Origin of the sequence: Streptosporangium sp. CA-115845, assembly GCF_050943795.1 — a bacterium.
In the GTDB taxonomy this organism is placed as follows: Bacteria; Actinomycetota; Actinomycetes; order Streptosporangiales; family Streptosporangiaceae; genus Streptosporangium.
Window position 1 is genome coordinate 4,754,007 of sequence record NZ_CP191988.1, and the last position, 11,820, is coordinate 4,765,826.

The window sequence follows — 11,820 nt, forward strand, 5'->3', positions numbered from 1 at the left end:
TATGGACGACCCCATCGCCATCGTCGGGGCATCGTGCCGGTATCCGGACGCTGAGGACATCGACCAGCTGTGGGAACTGGTGGTGGCGGGCAGGAGGGCCTTTCGGCCGATCCCCAAGGTCCGGCTCAACCTCGACGACTACTCCAGCGAGGTCGCGGGCAAGGCGGACGGCACGTACGCGAAGTATGCCGCCGTGCTGGAGGGATGGTCATTTGACCGGTCCAGGTTCCGGGTGCCCGGCTCGGTGTACCGCGTCACCGACACGACGCACTGGCTGGCCCTGGAGGTGGCCGCCGACGCGCTCATGGCCGCCGGCCATCCCGATGGAAGAGGACTCGAGCGCGACCGCGTGGGCGTGGTCATCGGCAACACCATGAACGGGGAGTTCAGCCGGGCAGGGGGCTTACGGCTCCGCTGGCCGTACGTGCGGCGATTGCTGCAGCAGGCCCTCTCCGAGGAGGGCTGGGACGTGGACCGGCAGGCTCGCTTCGTCGCTGACTTCGAGCAGGCTTTCAAGAGCCCCTTCCCCGAGCCCAACGACGAGAGCCTCGCCGGTGGCCTGTCGAACACCATCGCTGGGCGGATCTGCAACCACTTCGACTTCCATGGCGGCGGGTACACCGTGGACGGCGCCTGCGCCTCATCCCTGCTCGCCGTCATCACCGCGGCCAAAGCCCTGCGCGCCGGCGAGATGGACGTCGCGATCGCCGGAGGCGTGGATCTGAGCCTCGACCCGTTCGAGCTCGTGGGCTTCGCGCGGACCGGCGCCCTGGCCACAACAGACATGCGGATCTACGACGCGGACCCGACCGGGTTCTGGCCCGGTGAAGGCTGCGGCATGGTGGTCCTGATGCGCGCCGAGGACGCGCTCGCGGCGGGGCGCACCCCGCTGGCGCTGATCAGCGGTTGGGGCGTGTCTTCTGACGGGAGCGGCGGAATCACCAGGCCGGAGAAGGCCGGCCAGCTCCTGGCGGTCCGGGGAGCCTATGAGAACACCGGGTTCGGCCCTGAGTCCGTGGCGCTGTTCGAGGGCCACGGCACAGGAACCGCGGTGGGCGATCCCGTGGAGATCGCCACGCTGATCGAGGCGCAGGACGGCAAGCGCATCACCATACCTGCCGCGCTCGGCTCGATCAAAGCGAACATCGGCCACACCAAGGCTGCCGCGGGAGTCGCCGGGCTCCTCAAGGCCGCCATGGCTCTGCACCGGCAGATCATCCCGCCCACCACGGGATGCGCGGAGCCGCACGAGTCGCTTCTGGTCCAGGACGTCCCGCTGAGGGTGGTCCACGAACCCGAGACATGGCCGGACGGCATACCGCTGCGTGCCGGGGTGAGCGCCACGGGCTTCGGCGGCATCAACACCCATGTGGTGCTCGAGGGCGCCACCCCCCGCAGGCGCCTGGCGTTCACGCCCAAGGAGAGGCGGCTCGCGAGTCACCCGCTGGACGCCGAGGTCTTCGCCTTCGCCGCGGACACTCGCGAGGATCTGCTCACGCAGCTCGAGCGAGCTCGGGAGGTCGCCGCCCGCATCTCCTTCGCCGAGCAGATCGACCTCGCGGCCGCCCTCGCAAAATCACACGCCGGTTCGGTGCGAGCGTTTCGGGCCGGTATCGTCGCCACGAGCCCCGGCCGGCTCATCCAGGGAATATCACAGGCCGCACGACTTCTGACCGACCACGAGGACGGCCCGCTCCGCACAGCTCCCGGAGTCGCCGTCGGAGTCGGTGAGGCGGGCCGCCTCGGCCTCGTCTTCACCGGCCAAGGGGCCCCCATCCCCGCTGGACCGGGCGCCCTCGGCGTCGTTCAGCCCGGCCTCGACGATCTCTTCGCAGCCCATACTCCAACCACCGGGCCGGCTGACACGGCCCTGGCACAACCCGCCATCGTCAAAGCCTCGCTCGCCGGGCTGCGCTGGCTGCACAGGCTCGGCGTCGTGGCCCGTGGAGCAGTGGGGCACAGCCTGGGGGAGATCACCGCCCTCCACTGGGCTGGAGCCCTGGACGTCCGTGAGACGGTGGAGCTCGCCGCGGAGCGCGGACGCATCATGGGGAAGCACGGCACGCCGCACACCGGCATGCTCTCCGTCGCCGCTGACCGGGATCTGACGCTTCAACTGATCGACGGCACCGAACTGGTGATCGCCGCCGACCACGGTCACGCGCACGTGGTCGCCGGTCCGATACCGGATGTCGACCTTGTCATCAGCCGTTGCGAGGAACGCGACCTCCGAGCCAGGCGCCTGAAGGTGAGCCATGGTTTCCACTCGCCGGCATTCCGGTCGGCCGAGCCGATATTCGAGCAATACCTGCGGCGGGTCGCGTTCGAGCGTCCTGTCCGCCCGGTCTACTCCACGATCACGGGCGAACACCTGGGCGACACGACACATCTGCCCGCCCTGCTCAGCGCACAGCTCACCTCTCCGGTGCTGTTCCGCCAAGCGGTGTCCGCTCTGGCCCAGGCGAGCGATCTCCTTGTGGAGATCGGTCCCGGTCACACCCTGGCTCCGCCGGCGGGCGAGCTCTCGGGCGTGCCGGCGCTCTCGCTGGATGTGGGTTCGCCGTCCAGCACTGCCCTGAGTCAGGTCGCAGCCGCCCTTCACGCGCTGGGCGTGGCCGACGATCTTCGCCCCCTGTTCTCCGCACGCTTCCACCGTGGTTTCGACCTCTGGCGTGACCCCCAATTCCTCGAAAGCCCCTGCGAGCAAGCCCCCTCCTCGCGTCCCTTGCCTGCCGTCGCCGCCACGTCCGCGACTGAGACGACCGCCGACCCTCACCTGGATCCGGCTGAGGTGGTCCGGGACCTGGTCGCTCTCGCGCTGGAGCTGCCGCCGGACGCCATCAGCGACGATGACCGGTTGCTCAGCGATCTCCACCTGAACTCCTTGCGCGTCGTCCAGCTGGCCGCGCAGGCGGCGACCGCGTGCGGGCGTGCCGTACCCGTCGAACCGCTCGTCCTGGCCAACGTGTCACTGGCAGAGCTCGCCCGGTACGTGGCCGCGCTGCCTCCGGCCGGCGATGACGAGGGCGATGGTCCGAATATCGCAGGAGTGGCGCCCTGGCACCGCCTCCTGCTGCCCGGCCGCAAGCTCGCGATCCTGTCCGATGAACAGGTCGACGTCACCTGGCGGGTATGGGGGACCGGCCCACTACGGGGGGAGCTCGGGCCGCGGCTGGACATCGACGACCGGCAACCTGACGCCGAGCTCGTCTTCTTACCGGAGGACCCCTCGGACGAGGACATCAGCACTCTGATCGATGCCGCCAGGACAGCGGTGGAAGAGCTCCGCCCTCTTACCGTCGTCGATCACGGAGACACCGCGACCGGGTTCTTGGCGACCATCCGCCAGGAGCATCCCGACCAGGTGGCCCGGTGGATCGGCGTGAGGTCGTCCCAAGCCGCCGAAGCCGTGCGCCGGATCCTCCACCTCCATCCGGACAGGCATCCCGAGCTTCTTGTCGATGACGAGGGGAAGGCTCACACCGTCGTCTACGCGCCCGCGGCGCCCGCTGTGGAGAGAGAGCTCCCTCTGGGGCCAGAGGACCTGGTGCTCGTGACCGGGGGTGGGAAAGGGATCGGCTTCCAGACCGCCCTGGCGCTGGGGCGGCTGGCGGGAAGCCGGCTGGTCCTTCTTGGCCGCAGCACCCCTGAGGATGACGACGAGCTGCGCGTCAATTTCGACGCCCTCACCACGGCGGGCGTGCGTCACACCTACCTCAGCGCCGATGTCACGGATCCAGCGTCCGTACAGCAGGCCATCGACGCCGTCACAGCCGCGTACGGGCCTGTGTCCGCCCTGGTCCACAGCAGCGGGATCAACCTACCCCGGCGCTTCCTGGACCTGGCCCCAAGTGACTACATCGACCACGCCGCCCCCAAGCACCACGGCCTGCGCGAGATCCTGGCCACGCTCGACACCACCCGCCTGAGGCTGCTGGTCACCTACGGGTCGGTCATCGGCCGCTTCGGGTTGCCGGGGGAGGCGCACTACGCCCTCGCCAATGGCCGCATGCGCGAGCTCGCCCGCGTCCTGGCGCGAGACCTGCCGGATTGCCTGGTCCTCAACATCGACTGGACCGCGTGGTCGGGGGCCGGCATGGGGGAGCGCCTGGATGTGCTGGACAGCCTGCTGCGGTCGGGGGTGGTTCCCGTTCCGGTCGACAAGGGCATCGACCTGCTGCGGCAACTCCTGTCGTCCTCCATCCAGGAGCCGACCGTGGTCGTCAGCGGACGTCTGCCGCACCTCCAGGTGGAGGGGGCACAGACGCCGGCGACGTATGTTCAGCGGATCCGGACTCTGGTTCCCGGTGTGGAGCTGATCGCGGAAGCCGACCTCGACGCGGAGCGGCATCCGTACCTCGTGGACCACAGGCTCGACAGCCTCATGATCCTTCCAGCGGTCTGCGCCATGGAGGCGATGGCCGAGGCCGCGGCCAGGGTCTCGGGCCGAGTGATCGGCGGGCTGACCGACTGCCGCTTCGATCGGCCGGTGATCATCCCGGACGACGGCAGCCGAACCATCAGGATCTGCGCTCTTGTCAGCGAGTCGGGTGCGATCGATGTCGTCCTGCGCAGCGACGAAAGCGGCTACGCCGTGGACCACTTCTCCGCTCGTGTCGACCTCGAAGCGCCTCCCCCTTCCGTCGCCGAGGTCGTGCAGGGCCCGGGGCTACCTCTTCCCGTCCACGACGGCAGCGACCTGTACGGTCCCACCTTCTTCCACGGCCTGCTCTTTCAGCGCCTGCGCAGGTACGAGCACCTGGAAGCAACCGCCTGCGTCGCCGTTTTAGCCCCCGGACGCCGGTGGAGCCTCGCCGGCCCTCCCGTCCTCGGCGATCCGACCCTGAACGATGCCACCATCCACGTGCTGCAGGCATGCGTGCCCAACCGGCGGCTGTTGCCCATCGGATGCGACACGTTCATCGTCAGCGGCGAGACGGTGCCGGCCGATGAGCTCGTGCTCTCCGCGGTCGAGCGAGCGCGCCAGGGCCTCGAACACGTCTACGACGTCTCCGTTCGCGATGCGGGGGGTGCCGCCGTTGCGAGCTGGCGGGGGCTCCGGTTACGCGACATCGGGCCGCTGGAGCCGCGTTCGTGGCCGCCGGTGCTTCTGGGCCCCTACCTGCAAAGGAGCATCGAAGCGCTGCTGCCGGCCAGCCCCGTTCAGGTGCACGTGGCGCCAAAAGCCGGAGGCCGAACCGGTTCCCGTAATGCCGACCCGGATCAGGCCGCCGGACGAAGCCATCTTGACGAATGGATGCTGCACGTCGGTGGATCCGCGGCACTCGCCTGCGATTGGGAGTGGGTCGAACCCGAGGGCGGCGAGCAGGTGCGGATCCCGGCATTGGCCGGACAGCGCGAGCAGATCGCGATGCTGACCGCCGAGCCGGACGGTCACACCCTCGCTCGGTTGTGGACAGTACGCGAATGCCTGTCGAAGCGGGGTCAGGCGATCGCGCAGGCACCGCTGACCATTCAAGGAGCCTTCGAACAGGGGTGGGTGCTTCTGCGCAGTGGGTCCACCCAGATCGCTTCCGCCGTCATCCGTGTCGACGGCGCCACGCGACCGATCGCGGTCTCGGTCATGGTGAAAGGAGGACCATGAAACAGCACTTCGCGCACGAGCACATGGTGACCTTCGCTGACACCAATCTCGTGGGCAACGTCTACTTCGCCAACTACCTCATGTGGCAAGGAGCCTGCCGGGAGCGCTTTCTCGCCGCGCACGCCCCCGGCGTCGTGGAACGGCTGGCAGTCGACCTCGCACTCGTCACCGTGTCGTGCTCCTGTGAGTACTTCGCGGAACTGGTGGCCTTCGATCAGGTATCGGTGCGCATGTCACTACGGAGCATCGAGTTCAACCGCATCGCCATGGCCTTCGACTACTTCCGGCTCAACTCGGGTCCTGGACAACTCATCGCGCGCGGAATGCAGACCGTCGCCTGCATGAAGCGGGTCGACGGAGAGCTGGTCTCGACAGACGTGCCGCACGAACTGTTCCAGGCGCTCGAGGCCTACGCCCCACCCGCGGAACGACGGTGACTTCCAGCAGGGATGTGCCCATGGCAGAACAGGCCCGGCGCTCGCATTCCCCCAGATTAGGGGTGGTGGGGTGCGGCGCTATGGGAACGGCGGTGGCCAGGCTGCTGGGCCACGGCGGATTTCCCGTCTTTCTGGCGGGAGGAAGGAGAAGAACGGCAGAACGCCTCGCCTCCACCATTCCTGGTGCGATCGCGGCCCCTCTGGAGATGGTCGCCCTCGAAGCACAGCTGGTGATCCTGGCGACGAGCCTCGAGGTGAGCCGGCGGGAGATCGCTCCACGGATCCACGACCACCTTGTCGGCAAGATCGTGGTGGACGTATCCAATCCCGCGCCGGCCGACCTCGGCGGCTCACCGCACGACTCGGCGGGCGAGATGATCGCCGGGCTCTTTCCGAAGTGCCCGATCGTCAAGGCGCTGAACTGCGTGTCGGCCCGCAGGCTGCGGATGCTCCCCCGAGGTGGGCCGGCGCCGACAGTGCCCATCGCCGGTGACGATCTCGCCGCGAAACAGTGCGTGACATACGTCCTTCGCCGGCTCGGACTCGACGTGGCGGACGCCGGTCCCTTACGTAACAGCAAATGGATCGAGGGGCTGGCCGAACTGCTGCGCAGATTGGGGAGCGAGGAAGGGCTGGGAGACGCGGTCGGATTCCGTCTTCTCCGCCTCGATCAGACCGACCGTACCCATGCCGGACGAGCGGCCATCGTCTCGGCAGACCCCTTTGAATTCGGAAAGGAATAAGGCTTGTGGCAAGCACAGAAACCGGCCCCACCACCGCGCCGGCTGTACCCGCACGGCGTGGACTGGTGATCGGCGTCAGCGTTCTGGCGGGGTTCATGCTGACCATCCTCTGGTCGGCCCCCTTCGTCGACCGGGTGATCGGCGATGGGGTCACCAGCGCGATCATCGGCCATGAGACCGACGCTCCCATCGCGGGCATCATGTCGGGTGTCCTCTTCGCCTTCGCCAGTGGCCTTGGCGGCACCTTCACGGCCTGTAACATCGCGGCGCTCGGAGCTGTCGCTCCCCTCCTGAGCCAGAAGCAGTCGGTGAAAGGCCGAATCCTGCAGGCGCTGCCGCCGCTGGCCTGGCTGGTGGCGGGAATGGCCGCCGTCTCGGCCGGCTACGGCGCGACAGCCGCCCTGTTCGGCACCTCCATGCCGCAGTACTCCACTGCCACGGTCACTTCGGGTCTGTCCCCACGCCTCATCCAGTCCATGGTGGTCTTCGGCGTGATCGGGCTGGTCCTGTGTTACCTGGGCCTGGCGACGATCGGGCTGGTGAAGGATCCCATGGAGAAGATCTCCCGACGCCACCCGCACGCGCGATCCGTTCTCATGGGGCTGCTGATCGGCGCCTTCCTCATCGGAAGGCCGTTCGGCCTCTACCGGCATCTGTTCCGAGACGTGGCCAACAGCCACAACCCCTTGTACGGCGCGATGGCGTTCGTCGTACAGTCACTCGGGAACATCGTCATCCTCTCGCTCCTCTTCCTCCTCCTGGCGGTCGTGGCCGGCGGCCGCGTGCAACGCTGGTTGGCTGCCAAGCCAGGGCGCGCCGCACTGGTCACCGCCTCCGCGCTCCTGGTGGCGGGCGTCTTCACGTTCCTCTACTGGGATGTCAGGCTTCTGGCTCGTACCGGAGTCATCTGGTACCCGATCATCCCCTGGTACTCCCAGTGATGATCACCATGAACACGCCGGCCGTCGACCATCGCTACCACTGATCCCTGTCCGTTGAAGCTTCGGGCCAAGGTGATCGCCGTATTCCGGTGAGATCATGCCGGCTCAGCGTCCCGGATACCATGGTTGCGTCTGCGGGTTGAATTCCCTATAGCGTACGAGCTTGGCACTGAGCGTCCGCGGGTCCCGGATATCGATCACATCCAGACCCTTCTGCGTGTCCGTGACGTAGATGTAGCCGTTGTAGTAGTACGCGGACCAGGCGCCGCCCAGGAGCAGCTGGGTCGGCGACAACGGCCCGCGGTCGAAGTAGGCGATCTCGTGTGGCCGGCGGGGATCGGTGAACTCCCAGACCGACACGCCGCCCTGGTACCAGGCCTGCACCATGATGTCCCGGCCGAGTGTCGGAAGTACGGACCCGTAGTGCGCGACGCAGTTCTCCGTCGGCGACTGGTGGCGTGGGATCTTGTAGTAGCCCTGCTTCACGAGGGTACGGCGGTCCCCCCTGCCGTTGATGGTGTAGATCGCGTTGGCACCCCTGGCCGGGCCGACGTCGGGCGTACACGTCGGCGCGAACCCGCCCCCCAGCTCGTCGCTGAAGACGACCTTGTCACCGCCGTTGCTGAACACCGCCGAGTGCCAGAAGGCGAAGGTCTCCGTGTCGCGAACCGTGGTGAGGACACGAGGACGTGCGGGGTTGGAGATGTCCAGCAGGATGCCGTCTCCCATGCACGCGCCGGCCATGAGGTTCCTGCTGGGGAGCGCCGTGAGGTCGTGGCAGCCTGACGTGGGATACCACGTGGTCCCCGTTCCTCCAGGGTTTCCCCCATCGGGGAAGAGCACAGGCTGGGCGACCACGGCGGCTTGGCCGGGAGAGCCGAGCGGAACACGGATGATCGATATCTTGTCGTGCGGCAATCGGCATCCGGGGGACTCCGGCCCGGACAGGTACGAGGACACGTAGACGAAGACGGCATCACGGTCCTGGCCCTTGCCGGGGACGAGCGTATGGGTATGGGAGCCGCACGCCGTCTCGACGGAACGCACGTAGCGCGGGTGTGCGGCATCACTGATGTCGAAGATCTTGATGCCTTCCCAGGCGACGGGATCGGCAGGCGCTGCCGGCGCGCTCTGACAGGAGTCGTTGCTGCGTGGGTCATCCGTTGACAGGAAGAGAAGGGAGCCCGCGATCGACACGTCGTTCTGAGCACCAGGGCACACAACCTGGGCGACCAGCCTGGGGGCGCGCGGGTTGCCGATGTCGAAGACGGTGAAGCCCGCGAAGTTGCCCGCGACGGCGTACCTGCCGGTGAAAGCAAGGTCGGTCGACGGCGTGAACATGCCGTCGAAGGGTGGAAGTTTCGGCACGTTGGCCACGTGCCGCATGTTGCCACTCGCCAACGGCGCATCAGGCCAGCTCGCTGCGGTACCGCCGGCCATGGTCACGAGCAGAGCCGCAACGAGAGCGACCAAGATTCGGATCCGCCGAAGAGGCTGCAGGCTGTTTCTCATGACTCCAGTGGAGTACTTTATAAATATATAGTCAACTACTCAGAGGGGCGAAAGGTTGGGGAAGCCGGTTGTGCCCTCGATTGGCGATCGATGGGCAATCTTCGAGTCTTTGGCGGTACGTCGCACGTACACAGTGACAGTTGACGCTTTCGGAAGTCATCACTAACGTTTAAAACCATGCAGCGATCTGTGGACGGTCAGGTCTGCGGAGCGGGGGGCGCTGCCCGTCCTGCCAATCTGTCTGGTTGGGAGTAAGCCATGACTGTCAGTGACAGTTCCGCACAGGGGTTCTCACAGGCACGGCAGCGATGGACCCTCGTCCTCGCGTCGTTCGCCTCCTTCATGGTCGGGCTCGACGTGCTCGTCGTGACGACCGCGCTGCCCACCCTTCACGAGGAGCTCGGAGCCGGAGTTGCGGGCCTGGGCTGGACGGTGAACGCCTACGAACTGGGCTTCGCCGCCTTCATCCTCACGGGTGCTGCCCTTGGTGACCATTTCGGCCGCAGAAAGCTGTTCGTGATCGGCATCGCGCTCTTCACCCTCAGCTCTGCCTTATGCGCCATGAGCACATCGATAGAGACCCTCATCGCCGCCCGCGGCTTGCAGGGAGTCGGCGGTGGCATCGCCATCGCACTGGCCCTCGCCGTCATCACCGACGCCACGCCACCGCAGGAACGGGGAGCCGCGTTCGGTGTGTGGGGCGCGATCTCAGGCGTGGCCGTGGCGGCGGGGCCGCTGGTAGGCGGTCTCATCATCCAGGGATTCGCCTGGCAGTGGATCTTCTGGCTGAACGTTCCTGTGGGCATCGTCCTCATCGCGCTCAGCATGGGGAAGATCGCGGAGACGCGTGGGGCCGTGCGGGGTGTCGACCTGCTGGGCCTGCTGCTGTCCACCGTGGGAGTCTTCGGTATCGCCCAGTCGCTCATCCGCGGCGGCGAGGCAGGCTGGACTTCGCCCACCGTGCTCGCCGGGTTCATCGGCGGTGCGCTCGCCCTGGTGCTCTTCGTGGTCTGGGAAACCCGAGCGAAGAGCCCCATGATGCCCGTGGGTATGTTCCGCAACCTCAGCTTCACCGGTGGTTGCCTGACCGGGTTTGTGCTCGCGGCCGCTCTCTACGGCAACGGTTTCGTCTTCGCTCAGTACCTCCAGCTCGCCGAGGGCAACGACCCGCTCGGCGTCGGCATCAGGCTTCTGCCCTGGGTGGGCCTCGCGCTCTTCATCTCGCCGATCGCCGGCAAGATGGCCGACAACATGGGGGAGCGCCCTCTGGTGATCGTCGGCCTCCTCCTGCACGGGATCGGATTCCTGGCGATCGCCCTGATGGCTTCGGCGGGAATGGGCTACGGTCCGATGATCATCCCTCTGCTGCTGGCCGGTATCGGTGTCGCCATCGCCTTCCCTACCGTGGCCTCGGCTGTCATGCGGTCGGTCGGTCCTATGGAAGTCGGCATGGCCGCCGGCGTCAGCAACACCATTCGCCAGGTCGGAGCGGTCTTCGGAGTGGCGGCCGTTGCCGCCATCTTCACGGCGCAGGGTGGCTACGGGACGGACGAGCAGTTCATCGCCGGCTTCACACCGGCCACCATCGCCCTCAGCGTGATCACCTTTGCCGGCGTGCTGGCCGCTCTGATCATCCGCCGCCCATCCGACCAGCCGTCCGGCGCGGCTGTGGCACCCGACATGCAGCCTGGTCCGGCTGTTCCCTGACCCTCCTTGACAGGGGGAGGGCCTGGGCACTCTGCCCTCGATGCCCTCGATCGCCGGGAGGGGGCTCACTGCTCCGACTCGCACGAACCGTCAACTCCACGCAACATCACGAAAGGAAAGACCATGGGTAAGCCGATTGCCTGGTTCGACCTCACCTCCAAGGACGCCGCCAAGTCCCGCGCCTTCTACTCCGACATCTTCGACTGGAAGATCGACGTCGACCCGCAGATGAACTACGGCATGGTGGACACCGGGGCCGGCGAGGGTATCCCCGGTGGCATCGGGCAGGCCGACGGCAGCGGTAGCGCCGCTCTGGTGATGTACATCGTCGTCGACGACGCCGAGGCGACCCTCAAGCAGGTCGAAGCCCAGGGCGGCGAGCGCGTCATGCCTCCCTACGACATCCCCGGCATCGGCGTCATGGCCACCTTCAAGGACCCGGACGGCCTCCAGGTCGGGTTGTGGCAGCGCTGAGACGCCTCAGACATGCACGCCGGTGAGATGCGAGACGAGTCGGCGGCTGAAGATCTCGATGTCGTCCTCCGGGCGATCGCGGAGCCCACGCGGCGAGCGATCCTCCATCTCATCGCATCCACCGAACTGCCGGCCGGGCAGATCGCCGAACACTTCGAGGTCACCCGGCCGGCAGTGTCGCAACATCTGAAAGTCCTGAGAGAAGCCGGGCTCATCACAGAGCGCAGAGAAGGCACCCGGCGGCTCTATCGAGCCAGCCCCGTGACGCTCGCCAAGCTTCGCGAGTTCGTGGAAGACATGTGGCGATCCGGCTTCGATCTCGCCAGGGAGGCCGCGGAGGACCGGCCTCCCAAAAAAAGTCGCTCGAGAAAGTCGCCGGCGTCCGTGATGACGTATGGCGA

The 11,820-nt window shown here is 67.2% G+C and carries 8 protein-coding genes and 1 pseudogene; 7 read left to right on the top strand and 2 right to left on the bottom strand.

The window, feature by feature from the left end; genetic code table 11:
• Position 1: 1 nt before the first annotated feature.
• From ACQP0P_RS23890 to ACQP0P_RS23905, 4 genes are all read left to right on the top strand, one after another.
• The gene (locus ACQP0P_RS23890) at positions 2-5,605 is read left to right on the top strand and encodes a type I polyketide synthase (protein WP_433381120.1); all 5,604 of its coding nucleotides are present in this window, start codon (positions 2-4) and stop codon (positions 5,603-5,605) included.
• Positions 5,602-6,042, top strand: coding sequence for an acyl-CoA thioesterase (locus ACQP0P_RS23895; protein WP_433381124.1), 441 nt, complete (start codon positions 5,602-5,604; stop codon positions 6,040-6,042). Before ACQP0P_RS23890 ends, ACQP0P_RS23895 begins: the two co-directional genes overlap by 4 nt.
• Positions 6,043-6,134: 92 nt before the next feature.
• On the top strand, positions 6,135-6,785 hold the full coding sequence (locus ACQP0P_RS23900) for an NADPH-dependent F420 reductase (RefSeq protein WP_433381127.1): 651 nt from the start codon (positions 6,135-6,137) through the stop codon (positions 6,783-6,785).
• A 5-nt stretch (positions 6,786-6,790) separates the two neighbouring features.
• Entirely contained in the window at positions 6,791-7,726 is a 936-nt protein-coding gene (locus ACQP0P_RS23905; protein ID WP_433381130.1) for a hypothetical protein, read from the top strand.
• 105 nt (positions 7,727-7,831) lie between these two features.
• On the opposite strand, the gene ACQP0P_RS23910 is transcribed toward ACQP0P_RS23905, so the two are convergent.
• Complete coding sequence (locus ACQP0P_RS23910) at positions 7,832-9,199, bottom strand: LVIVD repeat-containing protein (protein ID WP_433381133.1); 1,368 nt, start codon at positions 9,197-9,199, stop codon at positions 7,832-7,834.
• 297 nt (positions 9,200-9,496) lie between these two features.
• Between ACQP0P_RS23910 and ACQP0P_RS23915 the strand changes: the two genes are divergently transcribed.
• Positions 9,497-10,945, top strand: coding sequence for a DHA2 family efflux MFS transporter permease subunit (locus ACQP0P_RS23915; RefSeq protein ID WP_433381136.1), 1,449 nt, complete (start codon positions 9,497-9,499; stop codon positions 10,943-10,945).
• A 123-nt stretch (positions 10,946-11,068) separates the two neighbouring features.
• A complete protein-coding gene (locus ACQP0P_RS23920) occupies positions 11,069-11,419 on the top strand; it encodes a VOC family protein (RefSeq protein ID WP_433381139.1) in 351 nt (116 codons plus the stop codon).
• 6 nt (positions 11,420-11,425) lie between these two features.
• Here ACQP0P_RS23920 and ACQP0P_RS23925 read toward each other — a convergent pair whose 3' ends face one another.
• On the bottom strand, positions 11,426-11,572 hold the full coding sequence (locus tag ACQP0P_RS23925; protein WP_433382563.1) for a hypothetical protein: 147 nt from the start codon (positions 11,570-11,572) through the stop codon (positions 11,426-11,428).
• Between ACQP0P_RS23925 and ACQP0P_RS23930 the strand changes: the two are divergent.
• Positions 11,531-11,638 (top strand): annotated as a pseudogene (locus ACQP0P_RS23930) (ArsR family transcriptional regulator); the annotation flags it as partial. The gene ACQP0P_RS23925 and the pseudogene ACQP0P_RS23930 sit on opposite strands and share 42 nt — an antisense overlap.
• Positions 11,639-11,820: the final 182 nt, after the last annotated feature.